Genomic DNA, 16,103 nt, shown 5'->3' on the forward strand with positions numbered 1-16,103 from the left:
ACTCCAGTGCAAAGACGGCATGCCGGCGCTGCCGATGGCGCATGCGGGGGTGCACTCCATCGACACGACCGCCAGCGCCGGTGACCGCGTGGACCACCTTGTCACCGACACGCTTCACGCCGTGAAGACCGCGGCCGACGCCGCGGGCGACCCCGTGATGCTCGGCGGTGTACTCGCCGCGTGCATGGTCGCCATCCTCACCTGGCTGGCGGTGTCGACACTGCGCCCGCCGCGAGCCACGGCGACGGCGGCCATACCCATTCGAGCCGGGCCCACCCGCGCGGCTCGCGCCGCGCTACCTCGCGCACCCACCCTCGCGCAACTCTGCGTGCTCCGGACATAGGAAAGACCACCGCCCACCTGCCTGGCCCGCGCCGCGGCCCGGTCGGTGGCGCTCGCGTGTCTTCCTCTGCCCACCTCTGCTTTCAGGAGCTTGCGTGAATCTCCTCGCTATCCTCACCACCGGCCTGTTCGCCGGTGGTCTCTCGTGTGCCGCCGTGCAGGGCGGACTGCTCACCGGATTGATCACCCGTCAGCGCAGCACAGCCAGCGAAACGATCGCCGCGCTCGCACCGCAGACCACCGTCGCAGGCGAGGGCACCGGCTCGGCCGCACCCGCCCGGTGGTCGACCCGGCTGGCCGACGACCTCACCCCCGTCGGCGGATTCCTCGCCGGCAAACTCGCCTCCCACACCCTGTTCGGCGCCCTGCTCGGAACGCTCGGCGGCGCCGTCCAACTGTCCCTCGGGATGCGCACCTGGCTGCAGATCGGCGCCGGAGTGCTGATCGTCACCTTCGGGCTCGCCCAACTCGGGGTCCCGGGCTTGCGCCGCATTGTGATCGAACCACCCGCGTCCTGGACGAGGCTGGTCCGCAGTCAGGCCCGCTCCCAGGCCGCTCTCGCGCCCGCCCTGCTCGGCCTGGCCACCATCCTCATCCCGTGCGGGGTGACCCTGTCGGTCGCGGCCCTTGCGCTCGCCTCCGGCTCACCATGGCAGGGCGCAGCGATCATGGCGGTCTTCGTCCTCGGCACCGGACCACTATTCGCGGTCCTCGGTTACGCCGCCCGCCTCACCGCGACCGCCTGGCGCGGAAAGCTCAGCCTGGCCACCGGGCTGGTGGTACTCGCCATGGGCCTCTACACCCTCAACGGCGGACTCGAACTCGCCGGATCCCCACTCGCGGCCAACCGCATCACCGCATCACTCAGCCCCGCGGGACCCGCACCCGACGCTGCAGCCGCCTCCATCGCCAACGGCACGCAGACAGTGACGATCACCGCCCGCACCGGCTCCTACACCCCCCACACCATCGAAGCCGCCGCCGGGATCCCGACCACGCTGGTGATCAAGTCCGACAACGCATCCGGCTGCGTCCGATACCTCGTCATCCCCGACCGGGACATCGAAAAGATCCTGCCCGCCAGCGGAGAAACTCGCATAGACCTGGGCGTACTACAGCCCGGCCGGCTCGACTACACCTGCGGCATGGGCATGTACTCCGGCACCATCACCATCGCCTGACACACAAAAGGACCGAGCACGAAATGGCCACCAGCACACACGAATTCCGCATCGAAGGCATGCACTGCGGCAGCTGCGCCCTGCTCATCGACGACACCCTCGACGACCTCCCCGGAGTCCACAACACACAAACAACCATGAAAAAAGGCCACAGCACGGTCGAACTCGACACCAGCACCACCACTCCCACCGACATCGTCGCGGCCATCGAAAAACTGGGTTACACAGCGACTCTCGTATCCTGAAACCCTTCAAGGTCACCGCACCCGGCGGCCACCCCCAGAACGGCGACCACCGCGGCGGCGAGCACCAACACCCCGGGTTGTGGCGAACCGCCCGCTCAAAGCTCGACGAGTTGGCGGACGAAGTTCGTGAAGGAGAACCTCATGTTCACCGGAGAGGACTCGCCGCTGGCGACGCTGCGGCTATCGGTCATGGGTGCCTTCGCCGAGTTTGAGCGGGCACGATCCAGGACGCCAGCGTGAAGGGAGCGCCGCGGCCAAGACTCGCGACGTCTGCACCGGCCGCAAAAGCCCTCACCCCGAGCAGGCCCCGCGAATTGCGTGAACGGGCAAGCGCCGGTGAGCGTCTGTGCACCTGCTCGAGGTTTCGGCGACGGGTGCCTGATCTGTGAAGCCGTGACCATAGCAATCCGGCTGCCCCGGCGACGATCAAGACGTAGCCGAGGGGTTCGAGCCAGGACAGACTGGTCAGGACCACTCCGCCCGAGACCGCACCGGCCGCGACGAGCAGCGGTGCCGCGCAACAGCCGATGCACAGCAATGCGCGGAGCCCTATAGGTGCCCACCAGCGGCGGTTGTTGGTCGTTTCAGCAGCCACATCGGCCTCCGACGGTGTCGGTCACACCGGTGTTGTTGGTGAAAGGGATTGGGCAGTCGAGGTTTTCGCTGCATGTCAGCAGGTCCTCGCACCCCGCAGCGAGCGCGGCGGCAAGGGTGTCGCGCACAGCGTGGAGTTCGGCGAGTTTCGCGTCGACCTCGGCGAGTTTGGCGGCCGTGCGCGCCGCCAGCCCGGCATCGACGCGGCGGCGGCCGACGAATTGGGTGGAATCGAGCAGATCGGCGACCTCTTCGAGGGTGAACCCCAGCTTCTGGGCGGCCTTGATCACCCGCAGCACAGTGAGAGCCTGTTGTGGATACACCCGATGCCCGCCCAGCGAGCGGGCAGGTTCGGCGAGCAGCCCGCGCCGTTCGTAGTAGCGCAGCGTCTGGATGTTGACACCGGCCGCTTCGGCGAGCTGACCGGTACGCAGCCCGCTCACGCCGCCCTCGCCGCGCTGGCTTGCGCGGCCAGACCGTCGAGGACATCGACGCGGGCCTCGGGCACCGCGATCTGCATCGACAACCCGTCCGAGCCTCGGGCAGCGAAGGTGAAGGAGAAGAATGAGCAGCACCGGGATTCACGCGCGGCCAGGGCCCCGGGCGGTGGATTCGGCGGTGGCGTCGAGCTCGAGATGCAGCAGCGTCGGCGACACCCGCTGCACGCCGCGCAGCGCGGCGGAGAACAGCCCGGCGAACTCGGCTTTCCGCAGCGGCTGTTCGGCAGTGGGCAAGGTGCAGGCATCGACCGGCGCCCACAACGAGGCTCGTTGGGTGGGCGGCCCAGCCGATGCCAGCACCTCACCGAGCCAAGCGCGCACCGAAGGCTCCGGCTGCGCGCCGATCATCGTAGCGACCGGCTCACCGCCGACGAAGGCGATCATCGTCGGCGTCGATGTCACATCGAACCGGCCGACGGCCACGGGGCTCTGGTCCGCGTTGACTTTGACGATCTCCACCTGCTCACCGAACTCGGTGGCAAGGGACTCCAGCACCGGGGCCAACCGCCGGCACGCACCACACCACGTTGCCCAGAACTCGACCACCACCGCGCGCGACTGCTGTCCCGAAACGATGGTGGCGAGCTCGGCGTCGGTAATCTCCCGAATCGAAGCCTGCATGGCCATGACCTGCACCTCCAGCGATCCAGCGCCGAGGATCAGCGCTGCCTACCTCGACGCTAAACCTGTACCTCGGTACCGAATTCAACCCATTTCGATGCGAAAGTACGAAGATCGCACCCTCCCGCACGGCCGCTGCCGCACCAGACACGGGGCATCGCTACGACTGGACTGTCGACTCCGGCCAAGTATCGAACCGGAATCGACACGGCCTTGTCGTCGCACCCGGCAGCGCTGCCGCCGAGGCACCCCACGGCACCCTCATGACGCCGAATGCCTGCGTCGCGATGGCTATCATCTACTGATGGCGATCAACCGGCGCGCCGTCGCCGATGGTGGCACTGTCTGGATGGTGGTGACGGGGCATGAGCGAGACCATTTGGCATGGCGGTGCCCTGATCCGCCCAGGGCTGCTGGGGTTCTCTGGATCGATCGGACCGACCGGCACGCACTCCCACCACGCGGTGCAGGTGATGGTCTCCGACACCGAAATGGTCGTCGTCGACGAGGCAGGTCGCGCGCACCGTGGTCGGCAGGTGATCGTGGTGGCGGATGCGGCGCACCGGATCGAGCGCGGCGCCGAGTTCGGGATCGCGGTCTTTCTCGAACCAGAATCGGCGGCAGGCCGGGCCGCCGAGCGTCACAGCCGCACTCACGGGTGGACCGGGGGACCACCGCTCGGCGCAGTACTTGTGAGGCCGGATCGGCGGTTGAGTGATTGCGTCGCCGATCTGCTCGCCGGGTTGGTGCCCGACCCGGCCCCGCTCGGTCGTCATCCGTCGGTGACTGCCGCCCTCGATCTGATTCCTGGTTTGCTGGCATACGGCCCGGTCCGCACCGGCGATGTCGCGCGGCGGGTAGGTCTGTCCACGACGCGGTTGACTCACCTGTTCAGCGCTCAAGTCGGGCTGCCGCTACGCCGATACGTGTTGTGGTCTCGGATTTCAACGGCGATCGCCCGGGTCGCAGCCGGTGACGACCTCACCGCCGCCGCGCATGCCGCAGGCTTTTCCGACAGCGCTCACCTGACCCGCACGTGCCGGGACACCTTCGGCTTGCCGCCGTCCGCGCTGACCAGAAATATCCGTCTCGGCACCGGGTAGTCGAACCCAGCCCAGCCGAATCGTTCAAGCTCGATCCCGGCATCGGCGGCCAAGCTCGATGCCATGAACACGATCACTGCACCCACGCTCACCCCTGGCCAGCGGCTGGCCCGCTACGGGTATGTGCCGTTGATGATTCTGGGGATCGGCGGGGCCGCGCTCGCGCTGGCCCGCACTCCCGCAGCGCCGCTGTGGCTGCTGCTGCTCGTACTGGCCGGAGTCGGGTTGTCTTTCGCGGTCGAACGGATCATCCCCTACACCGGGGACTGGAACACCTCGCACGACGACGCCGGACGCGACACGATCCACGGCATTGTCAACGAGGGCGGGTTGTTGCTGACGGTGTTGGTGGTGCCGATCGCGGCGGCGCTGTCGCCGTTGGAATCGTTGTGGCCCAATGCCTGGCCGCTGCTGGCGCAGGTGCTGCTGGCGGTGCTGGTCACCGACGTGGGAATCACGTTGGTGCACTTTGCCAGTCACAAGATCGGTGTGCTGTGGCGGTTCCACGCCGTTCATCACAGCGTGCGTCGCTTCTACGGCTTCAACGGCCTGATGAAGCATCCCCTGCACGGTGGTGTCGAGTTGCTGGCGGGTACGGCGCCGCTGCTGATTCTCGGTATGCCCGCCGTGGTGGCCGAGGTCCTCGCGGTGTTGATCGCGGTGCAGTTGCTGCTGCAGCACTCCAACGCCGACTACCGTGTCGGCCCGCTGCGCTACGCGCTCGCCCTCAACGAAGGCCACCGCTTCCATCACCTCAAATGGGCCGGGATCGGCGACGTCAACTTCGGGTTGTTCACCTTGATCTGGGATCACCTGCTCGGCACGTTCTCCTTCGACCCACAGCGCAGGTTCACCAGCGACGACCTCGGCATGGCCGCCAAACCGAACTACCCCGACGCCTACCTCGCTCAACTGGCCGAGCCCTTCCGACCCAGTGGCGCCTGCAAATTCAGCGACACACCCGACATCCCGACCCGGGAAACCGAGCCTCGCTAACCGAGCACCACAGCAGGCACCGAGCCTGGCCCTGGGCTCTGTCCGTCCGACCGGTGCCACTGCTATCTTCTATACATTCATACATAGCAATGTATTTATGCAAATGAGTGGTTGTTGAATCTTGATGCGGCGCAACCGCATCCACGACACGAAGGTGACCGATCCCGGTATGGAACCCATCGTCGCGCAGATGCTCGCAGCGTATGGAGCACGCGTCGATCTCGTCTGCGAACCGCACCCGGCCGGGGGCTGGCAGCAGGCGCGCCGTGACCGGGTCACCGAACTGCTCGACCGGGAGGCCGATGCCTGGTGCCCGGATCAATACAACAATCCCGACAACGTCGATGGCTACGAGCCCCTGGCGCTCGAGCTGGTGGAACAGTTGGGCACAGTGGATGTGCTGGTGTGCGCGGTCGGCACCGGCGGCCACTCCGCCGGCGTTGCGCGGGTGCTGCGCCGGTTCAACCCGGATCTGACGCTGATCGGTGTGGACACGGTGGCCTCCACGATCTTCGGCCAGCCCGCAGGTCCGCGCCTGATGCGCGGCCTGGGTTGGAGCATCTACCCATCCAATGTCGACTACGCCGCCTTCGACCAGGTGCACTGGGTGGCGCAGGCCGAGGCGGTGTGGGCCTGCCGCACCCTCGCCGCCACCCACTACACCTGCGGCGGTTGGAGCGTGGGAGCCGTGGCTTTGGTCGCGGGATGGGCGGCCCGCACCCATGACGCCGACACTGTGATCGCGACGGTGTTTCCCGACGGGCCGCAGCGCTACTTCGACACCGTCTACAACGACAAATACTGCGCCGAGCATGGTCTGCTCGACACCGCCCCGCCGACCGAACCGGATACCATCGCGCACCCGACCCAGCGGGTGGTGCAATCCTGGACCCGATGCAGCACCGTCATCGAGCCGCGCCGCCGAGCCGAGGAGGCGCTCTCGTGACCGTATTCCCAAACTTCCGCAGCTTCGACCTCGCTGCGCGGCTGCTGATGGTCAATCAGTTCGGCATCAACCTGGGTTTCTACATGTTGATGCCGTACTTGGCGGGCTACCTGGCCGGTCCGCTCGGGTTGGCGGCGTGGGCGGTCGGTCTGGTGCTGGGGGTGCGTAACTTCTCCCAGCAGGGCATGTTCCTGATCGGCGGCACGCTGGCCGACCGTCTCGGCTACAAACCACTGATCGTCGCGGGATGTCTGCTGCGCACCGGCGGCTTCGCGCTGCTGGTGTTCGCGACCTCGCTGCCAGGATTGCTGATTGCTTCGGCCGCTACAGGTTTCGCCGGTGCACTGTTCAACCCTGCGGTGCGCGCATACCTCGCCGCCGACACGGGCGAGCGCCGGGTGGAGGCGTTCGCCGTGTTGAACATCTTCTATCAGGCAGGCATCCTGGCCGGACCGCTGGTGGGCCTGGCGCTGATGGCGCTGGATTTCCGGGTGACCGCAGGCGCGGCGGCGGTGGTGTTCGCGGCGCTGACAGTCGCGCAGTTGTTCGCGCTGCCTGCGCGGCGGGCCGATGTGGCGACCGAGCCGACGTCGGTGCTCGACGACTGGCGCACGGTGGTCGCCAACCGGCGGTTCCTGGCCTTCGCGGTGGCGATGATCGGCTCGTATGTGCTCTCGTTCCAGGTCTATCTCGCCCTGCCGTTGCAGGCCCAATTCATCGCGGGAGCACGATCGCAGACCCTGGTGTCGGCGCTGTTCGTGGTGTCCGGGGTGGTGGCGGTGGCCGGTCAACTCCGGATCACCGCATGGCTCGAGACGAGGTGGGGTACCGGGCGTAGCCTGGTCGTCGGCATGGGGATCCTCGCCGTGTCGTTCCTGCCGCTGCTGGTTATTCCCGGACGAGACCGGTTCGGGGTAGGCGCCGCGGTCGCGGCGCTGCTGGTGTCGGCCGCGTTGCTGGCCATTGGTACGGCAGCGGTATTTCATTTCGAGATGGACACCGTCGTGTCACTGGCGGGCAGAGGGCTGGTCGCGACTCACCACGGCTTCTACAACACAGTGGTCGGTGTCGGTATTCTCGCGGGCAACCTCGCCACCGGCGCGGTCGTCGGCGCCGCACGCACTACCGGCGCGAACTGGGCGGTATGGCTGGGGCTCGCCGTGATCGGCGCTGTCGCGGCATTCGCGCTTCACCTACTGGATCGACCCCCGCTGGAGGGGCATGCCGAACCGACACCGGCGCAAGCCCATCCGGTGAACACACTGTATACCGGAACAGGCGCCGGCCCAGGGCTCGGTAAGGGCCTGAGCCCACGCCGACGCTGCGCCGGGCTGCGCGATGTCGCCCCCGGGCCCGGCGCCGGCAGACGGCCGCCAACACGGTCGCGGTGATCGAACCGGCGACGAGGCAGCGCGCAGCGATTTCCTGGCCGCGCCCTGTGATGACCGCGACCGTCGAAGCCACCCGGCAGGTCGGTTCGACACGTCTTCGGTGCGGCCGGGTTCGAACGACACGACACCTGAGATTCGGATGCCCGCGCCGCGACCCCTGATCAGCCGGCCTGTGGGGAACAGCGCGCGGGGTTCGAGGTCGAGCCGGGTGACCGGGACCACCTCGGGCGGGGTGAGGCTGAGCACCCCGTCGCCGGAACGCGAATGGTGCGGGTGATGCGACGGGGTGATGGTGGCCAGAGCATCGGTGTCGACGGTGGCCCCCGGCGGCCAGGCGTTGGCGGCGTCGGTGATGTCCAGGGCGGTCGGGAAGATCGCGTAGTTGGCGACCAACTCGTTGAACGTCACCACCCCCGCTCCTGCTGGTCGGGTCCGTGGTGGCCGAAGCTTTCCGCCGAACATCAGCTACTCGGCGAACCCGTGGAACGCCTCGGCCCGGTTGGTGATCGCCGTGATCTGCTCCCGCAACTCCGGCTCCGCGCGACCGAACACTCGAGACCAGTGTCAACCGCCGACCGTTGCCCCCCTTTCCGGCGTATTGCGGTTCTCATCCCTTCTATAGGACGACGATCTCTGTCGCTTCGATGCTGACGGTACGGGTGGGCAGCGGTTCCCGGGCCGGGCCGTGCAGGACCGCTCCGTCGGTGATGCTGAATTTGCTGCCGTGGCAGGGACATTCGATGGTTCCGTCGGCGACGTTGCCGACGGTACCGCCGAACCTTGCTAGAAGCTGATTCGACGAACAGCTGATCGAGGTCCTCATCACCCGGCTGGCTACTTTGCGACTGGGGGCTTCGGTGTTATCGGCCATAGGTCTGTCGGTGTGCGGCCGGATTGCTCGATCGATCGCGCAACCTGTCGATATCAACGGATATGACAGTTATCATCGGATTATGGCGATGAATCATGGTGATGGATGTCTGGCCGGTGCGGAGGGCCTGGATCCGGCGGTGGCGTTGTTCCACAGCCTGTCGGATGCGACGCGGTTGGCGATCGTGCGTCGGCTGGCGTTGGGGAGGCGCGGGTGGTGGATCTGATGGCCGGGTTGGGGTTGGCGCAGTCGACGGTGTCGGCGCATGTGGCGTGCCTGCGTGACTGTGGGCTGGTGGTGGGGCGTCCGCAGGGTCGGCAGGTGTTCTACAGCCTCGCCCGCCCGGAGCTGATGGATCTGCTGGCTTCGGCGCAGACGCTGCTGGCCGCGACCGGCAACGCGGTGGCGTTGTGCCCGAACTACGGCACCGACTCCACCACCGCGACCAGTGAGGTGTCGATGGAGGTGCGGGCATGAGTGACGCATGCTGTGGCCCCGACGAACCCACCAGCGGCAGCGGTGAGGTCGAGGAGCGGGAGCCGGAGAAGCTGTGGGAGGTCAGTGAGTTGCGCGCGGCCGCGGTCGCCGGGGTGCTGCTGGTCGCGGCACTGATCACCGGCTGGGCCGGTGGCCCGCGGGCGGTGGAGTTGAGCTTGGAAGCTGCCGCGCTGCTGGTCGGCGCCTACACGTTCGTGCCGTCGACCCTGAAGCGGCTGGTCAAGGGCAAGATCGGGGTCGGCACGCTGATGACGATCGCCGCGATCGGCGCGGTGATCCTCGGCGAGGTCGGTGAGGCCGCGATGCTGGCGTTCCTGTTCTCCATCAGCGAAGGCCTCGAGGAGTACGCGGTCGCGCGCACCCGCCGCGGTCTGCGCGCCCTGCTGTCGCTGGTGCCCGAGCAGGCCACCGTGCTGCGCGAGGGCACCGAAACCGTCGTCAGCCCTGCGCAGTTGCGGGTCGGGGACCGGATGCTGGTCCGTCCCGGTGAGCGGCTGGCCACCGATGGTGTGATCGTCGAAGGCCGCAGCAGCCTGGATGTTTCGGCGATCACCGGGGAATCGGTGCCCGTGGAGGCCGGACCCGGGTCGGAGGTGTTCGCCGGGTCGATCAACGGCACCGGCGTGCTCGAGGTCGAGGTCACCACCACCGCCGCCGACAACTCCCTGGCGCGGATCGTGCGGATCGTGGAAGCCGAACAGGCCCGCAAGGGCGAGGCCCAGCGGCTGGCCGACACGATCGCCAAACCCCTCGTTCCGGGGATCATGATCGCCGCCGCGGCGATCGCGGTCCTCGGTGCGATCTTCGGGGATCCGGCGACCTGGATCGAACGCGCCCTGGTGGTACTGGTTGCGGCGTCCCCGTGCGCGCTGGCGATCTCGGTGCCGGTGACCGTGGTCGCCGCGATCGGCGCGGCGAGCAAGCTGGGTGTGCTGGTCAAGGGCGGCGCGGCCCTGGAGGCGTTGGGCAAGGTGGGGCAGGTGGCGCTGGACAAGACCGGCACCCTGACCGCGAACAAGCCCGCCGTGGTCGACGTCGCCGCCATCGACGGCGTCGAGCCCAGCCGGGTGTTGGCTGTCGCGGCGGCACTGGAGTCCCGCAGCGAACACCCCCTCGCCCGCGCCATCCTCACCGCTACCGGAACCGTCACCCCGGCCACCGAGGTCGAAGCCGTCACCGGCGCCGGGCTGACCGGCCGCGTCGAGGGCCGCCCGGCCCGTCTGGGCAGGCCGGGCTGGATCGAGGCCGCCGCGCTGGCCGCGGAGGTGGAACGCATGCAGCACGCCGGTGCGACCGCGGTGCTGATCGAGGACGACGGCCGGGTGATCGGCGCGGTCGCCGTGCGTGACGAACTGCGGCCCGAGGCCCGCGAGGTCATCGACCGTCTGCACGCGGCTGGGTGCCGGGTGTCGATGCTCACCGGCGACAACGCCCGCACCGCGGCCGCGCTGGCCGCTGAGGCGGGGATCGACACCGTGCACGCGGATCTGCGCCCAGAGGACAAGGCCCGCATCGTCACCGACCTGCGTCAGGGCCGGTTCACCGCGATGGTCGGCGACGGTGTCAACGACGCGCCCGCTCTGGCGACCGCGGATCTGGGTATCGCGATGGGCGCCATGGGCACCGATGTCGCGATCGAGACCGCCGATGTCGCCCTGATGGGTGAAGACCTGCGGCATCTGCCGCAGGCCCTGGCCCACGCCCGCCGCGCCCGAGCGATCATGCTGCAGAACGTCGGGCTGTCGCTGGCTCTGATCACGGTGCTGATCCCGCTGGCGTTGTTCGGGGTGCTGGGGTTGGCGGCGGTGGTGGCGGTGCACGAGCTCGCCGAGATCGTCGTCATCGCCAACGGTGTCCGCGCGGGCCGCACCACCCCCCTGGCCCCGGCCCCCGCCACGACCGCGAAGCCCTCGCCCGCGCTGGCGGGCTCGCGGTCATGACCACCACACCGCCACGGTCATCGACCCCGGCACCGGAGAACGCGGCGGTGTCTCGATGGCGCGGTGGCGTGGTGTTCAGCCCCGGGTTGATGGCGTTCACCGGCCGTATCGGCGACGCGAGAGCGCATGCGCATGCCGCCGTGCAGGTCCTGTTCGTCGCCCGCGGCCGGCTCACGCTCACCGACAGCGGCGGTGGCACCGCGGTTGCCGACGCCGCGATCATCCCGCCCGGCGTCGGTCACGAGGTCCACGCCGACGCCGACACCAGTGGATTCGTCGCCTTCCTCGATCCGGATAGCACGACCGCGCGCGCCGCGCTGCGCCGGCTGGCCGGGCTGCCCGCCGATCAGGCCGCCAGCTGGGTCAGCGCCGCCACCCCCGCCGACCGACACATCGCCGTGGTCCGCGGCCGCCGGGCGAGTACCGTCGTTCCCATCCGGTGGTGGCCGATGCGCTGCGGATCGCGGGCAGTTATCCGGGTGGGCCGCCGACGCTGGTGGACCTGGCCGCCTGCGTGGGGATTTCGGCGAGCCGCTTGTCGCATGTGTTCATCGCGGAGGTCGGATTGCCGTATGCGGCGTGGCGGCGTTGGACCCGACTTCAGCGGGGGTTCGCGGTGGTCCGTGAGGGCGGTTCCTTGACCGAGGCCGCGCACGCGGCGGGGTTCGCCGACAGCGCCCACCTCACCCGCACCTGCCGCGACCTGATCGGTATCACTCCGACCGACGCGCTGATCGCCACCGGGTGGCGACCCCCACCGGACAAACGGGCTCAGGTCAGCTGATTTCTTCAAGCCCCCACCCGGGTGCGGAGGCGACGCTGGACCCATGTCCACGCTCGCCCGCCCCCTCATCCGCTACGGGTACGCCCCCGTGATGCTGCTCGGCCTCAACGGCGCCGGGATCGCCGTGACCGCTGCCGGCGCCAGCAAACTCTGGCTGCTCGCCCTGCTCGCCGTCGCGGTCGCGTTGTCGTTCACCGCCGAACGCCTCCTGCCCTACCAGCACGCCTGGAACAACTCCCAGGGCGATTCCGGCCGCGACGGCGCCCACGCCTTCGTCAACGAAACCCTCATCCTCGCCAGCGTCGCCGCCATCCCCGCCCTCGCGACGCTCATCCCCGGCGACGGAATCTGGCCCACCAGTTGGCCATTCCTCGTCCAGGTGCTGATCGCGATCCTGGCCGCCGACCTCGGCATCACCCTGGCCCACTACGCCAGCCACAAAATCGAGGTGCTGTGGCGCTTCCACGCCGTGCACCACAGCCTCACCCGCTTCTACGGCCTCAACGGCCTGATGAAACACCCCCTGCACCAAACCATCGAAATGACCGCCGGCGTCAGCCCGCTGCTGCTCGCCGGGAGCCCGGTCCCGGTTGCCGCCGCGTTGTCGCTGGCGGTCGCGGTGCAGCTGCTGTTGCAACACTCCAACGCCGACTACCGCATCGGTGCATTGAAACATGTTCTGGCGCTCAGCGAAGGCCACCGCTTCCACCACCTCAAATGGGCAGGCATCGGTGATGTCAACTTCGGGCTGTTCACCCTGGTCTGGGACCACCTGCTACGCACCTACAGCTACGACCCGCACCGCCGCTTCACCAGCGACGACCTGGGCATGGCCGCCAAACCCGACTACCCCACCACCTACCTCGCTCAGCTCGCCGAACCCTTCACCCGCCGCGGCGGGTGCACGTTCACCAGCACCGACACCCACGCCGTGCACCCAGCTGCCGCCGCCAAGGCGACCACACCCTGACCCGCAACCCCGCATCGCACCCGCCCATCTCGAAAGGACATGTCATGGCATCGATCCCCCCGGCAGCACGCGCCCGCTACCACGAAGAAATGCAGGCCGCCAAGACCAGCGCCGACCCGGCTCAACGCTGGACACACCTCGAACGCGCCCACATCTTGTCCCAACCCGACCCGTGGCTGCACACCCGCAACCACCTCGCCATGTTCGCCCTCGCTGTGCGGCAGCGTGACCGCCGCGAAGCCCTCGGCCAGGTCGTGCGGATCATCGTGGCCGCCCCCGGATCCCTGTCGGGCCGCTACCCCGAAGGCAACACCGGCCGCGCCCGCGTCAGCCTGCGCCAGCCGATGCCGACCCCGCCGGATCTCGCGGCCCTGCTGCACCCGGCTGCCGCCTGACCGCAAGGCTTCGCCGTCCGCGGCAGGGTCCCGGGTGGTCTAGTCCGGGTTTTCGAGCCAGCACACGGAAGACCACTCCGCCGCGGCCGGTGCGGGCGCAGTACTCGTCCTGAACCCGGCGTCGGTGAGGTAGCCGACCGGTTCCCGGAGATGGTCGGCGGCCAACCGCCAGCAGTTCGGCCCACCGCCACTGCACTATTCGTTGGTCGTGAGATCGCGTGACCGACAGCAGGTAGCGCGGCGATCGCTCTGTCGGGGCGGTTGAGGATGTTCAGTGGTGGACAATGGCGTGGGCTTGGTGCCGGTGTTGGGTCAGGCGGTGCGTGGGGCGTACATGATCACGGTGACGCCGAGTAAGCAGACCAGGGCGCCGGTGACGTCCCAGCGGTCGGGGCGGAAACCGTCCAGGGCCATGCCCCACGCCAGCGAGCCGGCGACGAAGACGCCGCCGTAGGCGGCGAGGATGCGACCGAAGTGGGCGTCGGGTTGTGCGGTGGCGACGAATCCGTAGAGCCCGAGAGCGATGACGCCTGCGCCGATCCAGGCCCAGCCGCGGTGCTCGCGCACCCCTTGCCACACCAGCCAGGCACCGCCGATCTCGGCAACGGCGGCCAGGACGAACAGCAGGATCGAACGCAATACGGTCATGGCTGCCGAGCCTACGATCCCGGGTTCACGACGTGGTGGTGCAGCCGCACCCCGAACCTGTGCAGGCAGCGGCCGAGTCGGTATCGCTGGTGCATCCGGCGCGGCGGGCTCGGGCGCGCGACCAGATCAGTCCAGCTGCTCCGGCGGCGGGCAGGACGAAGCCGAGCGGTTCCAGCCACGACAGGCTCAGCAGGGTGATGCCGCCGCCGAGGATCCCGGTGGCGAGCAGGATCGGTGCCAGGCAGCAGCCGAGACAGATGGCCGCGCCCAGTCCGATCGGCGCCCACCAGCGCCGGGAGCTGGTGGTGGGGTCAGCAGCCACAGTCGCCTCCCACAGTGGTGGTGCTGTCGTGGTCGTCGGTAAATGGCACTGGGCAGCAAGGGCTTTCGCTGCATGCGATCAGGTCGTCGCATCCAGCCTCCAGGGCGGCGCGCAGGGTGTCGCGCACCGCGGTCAGCTCGGCGAGCTTCGCGTCGACCTCCGCCAGCTTCGCCGCCGCACGGGCCTGCAGCCCGGTATCGGCGCGGCGGCGCCCGAAGTGGGTGACATCCAGCAGGTCGGCGACCTCGTCGAGGGTGAACCCGAGGCGTTGGGCGGCCTTGATCACCCGCAGCACCGTGACCGCCTGCTCCGGATACAACCGATGCCCGCCCAGGGAGCGGTCCGGTTCGGCGAGCAAGCCGCGGCGCTCGTAGTAGCGCAACGTCTGCGCGTTCACACCGGCCGCGGCGGCCAGTTCCCCGCTACGCATGCCCGTCATCGACCGGCTCCAGCGACGGCGGTCTGGGCGCGGGCTGCCATCGCGTCGAGCACCTCGATGTAGGCGGTGGGCACGTCGATCCACATGACGGTGCCCGCCGGGGTGGATTGGAAGGTGAAGGTGTAGAACGAGCAGCACGCCGACTCCCGCGCAGCCAGATCCCGCCCGACCGGCTCGGCGTCGGCGTCTGCGGTGAGGGTCAGCTCGAGCCGTGTGGGATCCGCGCGGTGGGTGGCCTGCACCGAGTCGGCGAAGAACTGGTCGAACTCGGCCAGCCGCGTCGGACGCTCCGCGGTCGGCAGGGTGCATGCCGACAGGTTCATCATCAGATCAGGTTGATCGTTGTTGGTCATACGATCACGGTAAACCTGTACCCCGGTACAGGATGCAACCCCGAAATGCCGGACCGGGCTGGTCTTCGGTCAGGGGTGCGTGTTGATCGGTTGGCTCGCGCAGTGGTCGCGCTGGCCGGTGTGGGAGCTTTCGAGCACGGTCATCGCGCTGTCGCGGACTTGTTGCAGGCGCGCGAGTTGGGTGTCGATGCGGTCCAGCACCTGCTCGAGTCGCCAGCGTTGGTTGGCGCACGTCGTGTCGCCGTCGTCGAGGTCGCCGAAGGCGTCGACGACTTCATCGAGCGTGAATCCCAGTGCTTGCAAGGACTTCGTCAGCCGGATGCGGTCGGCAGCGTCTGGTCCGTAGCGGCGGTAGCCGGACGGCTCCCGGTGCGGGGCGGGCAAGACACCGCGGCGTTCGTAGTAGCGCACCGTGTCGACGGTGACGCCGGCCTCCTTGGCGACCTGGCCGATCTTCATCGTCACCTCTCCCGCGATCGGTCTTGACTCTGGACTTAGGTCCAGACTTTACGGTTGCCGGTGACAGGACACCACCACGACAACGAGGAGCAGATCGGTGACCGAAACCCACGACATCCCGCCCGATGCACCCATCGTGTGCACGATCCGACCCGGCGACGACGAGCACGCGATCATGAATGCCTACCGCGGATTGTTCGCCGAGGCGTTCATCAGCGGTCAGCGCACCGAGTGGGGAGTGCGCTGGACCTTCCGCCAGCAAGACGACATCGAGACGCGGGTGCGGCAACAGGCGGCGTTCGAGCAGAACTGCTGCCCATTCCTGCGCATGGCGATCACCGTTGCCGACGGCACCGTGGTGTGGGATGTGATCGGACCGGCCAATGCGGCCGCGTTCCTCGACGAGTACGCCCAGTTGCCGCAGACCGCGTTCGGCAGCGTCGACGCGCTTCGCGATCGCACGATCGCGGCGGGAATGACTCTGAACGACCAACGCTAGCCACAG

At 68.5% G+C, this 16,103-nt stretch carries 20 protein-coding genes and 2 pseudogenes; 13 read left to right on the top strand and 9 right to left on the bottom strand.

Going from position 1 to position 16,103, the window contains the following annotated elements; translation table 11 throughout:
* From ON27_RS44495 to ON27_RS34595, 3 genes are all read left to right on the top strand, one after another.
* Positions 1–343: hypothetical protein (locus ON27_RS44495; protein WP_043737275.1), on the top strand; the 343-nt coding region annotated here is incomplete at its 5' end.
* A gap of 94 nt (positions 344–437) precedes the next feature.
* On the top strand, positions 438–1,523 hold the full coding sequence (locus tag ON27_RS34590) for an urease accessory protein UreH domain-containing protein (protein WP_043737277.1): 1,086 nt from the start codon (positions 438–440) through the stop codon (positions 1,521–1,523).
* A 23-nt stretch (positions 1,524–1,546) separates the two neighbouring features.
* Complete coding sequence (locus tag ON27_RS34595; RefSeq protein ID WP_043737279.1) at positions 1,547–1,768, top strand: heavy-metal-associated domain-containing protein; 222 nt, start codon at positions 1,547–1,549, stop codon at positions 1,766–1,768.
* A 584-nt stretch (positions 1,769–2,352) separates the two neighbouring features.
* Here the strand turns inward: ON27_RS34595 and ON27_RS34600 are convergent.
* Together ON27_RS34600 and ON27_RS45175 are read right to left on the bottom strand one after the other, a co-directional pair.
* On the bottom strand, positions 2,353–2,805 hold the full coding sequence (locus ON27_RS34600; protein WP_043737281.1) for a MerR family transcriptional regulator: 453 nt from the start codon (positions 2,803–2,805) through the stop codon (positions 2,353–2,355).
* Between the two features lie 138 nt (positions 2,806–2,943).
* Complete coding sequence (locus ON27_RS45175; protein ID WP_063711432.1) at positions 2,944–3,489, bottom strand: thioredoxin family protein; 546 nt, start codon at positions 3,487–3,489, stop codon at positions 2,944–2,946.
* A gap of 359 nt (positions 3,490–3,848) precedes the next feature.
* On the opposite strand from ON27_RS45175, the gene ON27_RS34610 reads away from it, so the two are divergent.
* From ON27_RS34610 to ON27_RS34625, 4 genes and pseudogenes are all read left to right on the top strand, one after another.
* On the top strand, positions 3,849–4,586 hold the full coding sequence (locus tag ON27_RS34610) for a helix-turn-helix domain-containing protein (RefSeq protein WP_043737283.1): 738 nt from the start codon (positions 3,849–3,851) through the stop codon (positions 4,584–4,586).
* A gap of 63 nt (positions 4,587–4,649) precedes the next feature.
* Complete coding sequence (locus ON27_RS34615; protein WP_051047329.1) at positions 4,650–5,582, top strand: sterol desaturase family protein; 933 nt, start codon at positions 4,650–4,652, stop codon at positions 5,580–5,582.
* A gap of 148 nt (positions 5,583–5,730) precedes the next feature.
* Positions 5,731–6,528: pseudogene (locus tag ON27_RS34620) on the top strand (PLP-dependent cysteine synthase family protein); the annotation flags it as partial.
* Positions 6,477–7,919 carry an MFS transporter gene (locus tag ON27_RS34625; RefSeq protein WP_083888036.1) on the top strand — a complete coding sequence of 481 codons (1,443 nt, stop codon included), beginning with the start codon at positions 6,477–6,479 and terminating at the stop codon, positions 7,917–7,919. The pseudogene ON27_RS34620 and the gene ON27_RS34625, both read left to right, overlap by 52 nt.
* Positions 7,920–8,535: 616 nt before the next feature.
* Here the strand turns inward: ON27_RS34625 and ON27_RS34630 are convergent.
* Complete coding sequence (locus ON27_RS34630; RefSeq protein ID WP_043737286.1) at positions 8,536–8,790, bottom strand: Rieske (2Fe-2S) protein; 255 nt, start codon at positions 8,788–8,790, stop codon at positions 8,536–8,538.
* Positions 8,791–8,872: 82 nt separating this feature from the next.
* Here ON27_RS34630 and ON27_RS45490 point away from each other — a divergent pair.
* Positions 8,873–9,267 (top strand): annotated as a pseudogene (locus ON27_RS45490) (ArsR/SmtB family transcription factor).
* Positions 9,264–11,228, top strand: a complete 1,965-nt coding sequence (locus tag ON27_RS34640) for a heavy metal translocating P-type ATPase (RefSeq protein WP_043737288.1) — start codon at positions 9,264–9,266, stop codon at positions 11,226–11,228. The pseudogene ON27_RS45490 and the gene ON27_RS34640 overlap by 4 nt, the downstream one beginning before the upstream one ends.
* 17 nt (positions 11,229–11,245) lie before the next feature.
* Here ON27_RS34640 and ON27_RS45190 read toward each other — a convergent pair whose 3' ends face one another.
* The gene (locus ON27_RS45190; RefSeq protein WP_051047330.1) at positions 11,246–11,620 is read right to left on the bottom strand and encodes a hypothetical protein; all 375 of its coding nucleotides are present in this window, start codon (positions 11,618–11,620) and stop codon (positions 11,246–11,248) included.
* Positions 11,621–11,670: 50 nt separating this feature from the next.
* On the opposite strand from ON27_RS45190, the gene ON27_RS45195 reads away from it, so the two are divergent.
* From ON27_RS45195 to ON27_RS34655, 3 genes are read left to right on the top strand one after another with little or no spacing between them, the layout of a single operon-like run.
* On the top strand, positions 11,671–12,012 hold the full coding sequence (locus tag ON27_RS45195; RefSeq protein ID WP_051047331.1) for a helix-turn-helix transcriptional regulator: 342 nt from the start codon (positions 11,671–11,673) through the stop codon (positions 12,010–12,012).
* A gap of 43 nt (positions 12,013–12,055) precedes the next feature.
* Positions 12,056–12,982, top strand: a complete 927-nt coding sequence (locus ON27_RS34650; protein ID WP_043737291.1) for a sterol desaturase family protein — start codon at positions 12,056–12,058, stop codon at positions 12,980–12,982.
* Positions 12,983–13,026: 44 nt separating this feature from the next.
* Positions 13,027–13,377, top strand: coding sequence for a DUF3703 domain-containing protein (locus tag ON27_RS34655; protein WP_043737293.1), 351 nt, complete (start codon positions 13,027–13,029; stop codon positions 13,375–13,377).
* Positions 13,378–13,689: 312 nt separating this feature from the next.
* Here the strand turns inward: ON27_RS34655 and ON27_RS34660 are convergent, their stop codons facing one another.
* The 5 genes from ON27_RS34660 to ON27_RS34680 all read right to left on the bottom strand — a co-directional run bounded on the left by ON27_RS34660 (position 13,690) and on the right by ON27_RS34680 (position 15,598).
* A complete protein-coding gene (locus tag ON27_RS34660) occupies positions 13,690–14,025 on the bottom strand; it encodes a YnfA family protein (RefSeq protein WP_043737295.1) in 336 nt (111 codons plus the stop codon).
* Between the two features lie 25 nt (positions 14,026–14,050).
* Positions 14,051–14,347, bottom strand: a complete 297-nt coding sequence (locus ON27_RS34665) for a hypothetical protein (protein ID WP_043737298.1) — start codon at positions 14,345–14,347, stop codon at positions 14,051–14,053.
* Positions 14,337–14,786 (bottom strand): MerR family transcriptional regulator, encoded by a 450-nt coding sequence (locus tag ON27_RS34670; protein ID WP_043737301.1) that lies wholly within the window; start codon positions 14,784–14,786, stop codon positions 14,337–14,339. The genes ON27_RS34665 and ON27_RS34670 overlap by 11 nt, the downstream gene beginning before the upstream one ends.
* The gene (locus ON27_RS34675; protein WP_043737303.1) at positions 14,783–15,139 is read right to left on the bottom strand and encodes a hypothetical protein; all 357 of its coding nucleotides are present in this window, start codon (positions 15,137–15,139) and stop codon (positions 14,783–14,785) included. The genes ON27_RS34670 and ON27_RS34675 overlap by 4 nt, the downstream gene beginning before the upstream one ends.
* A 69-nt stretch (positions 15,140–15,208) precedes the next feature.
* Positions 15,209–15,598, bottom strand: coding sequence for a MerR family transcriptional regulator (locus ON27_RS34680; protein WP_043737306.1), 390 nt, complete (start codon positions 15,596–15,598; stop codon positions 15,209–15,211).
* Positions 15,599–15,695: 97 nt separating this feature from the next.
* On the opposite strand from ON27_RS34680, the gene ON27_RS34685 reads away from it, so the two are divergent.
* Positions 15,696–16,097 carry a hypothetical protein gene (locus tag ON27_RS34685; protein ID WP_043737308.1) on the top strand — a complete coding sequence of 134 codons (402 nt, stop codon included), beginning with the start codon at positions 15,696–15,698 and terminating at the stop codon, positions 16,095–16,097.
* Positions 16,098–16,103: the final 6 nt, after the last annotated feature.

The sequence above is a fragment of the Nocardia asiatica NBRC 100129 genome (assembly GCF_000308415.1).
Lineage (GTDB): Bacteria > Actinomycetota > Actinomycetes > Mycobacteriales > Mycobacteriaceae > Nocardia > Nocardia asiatica.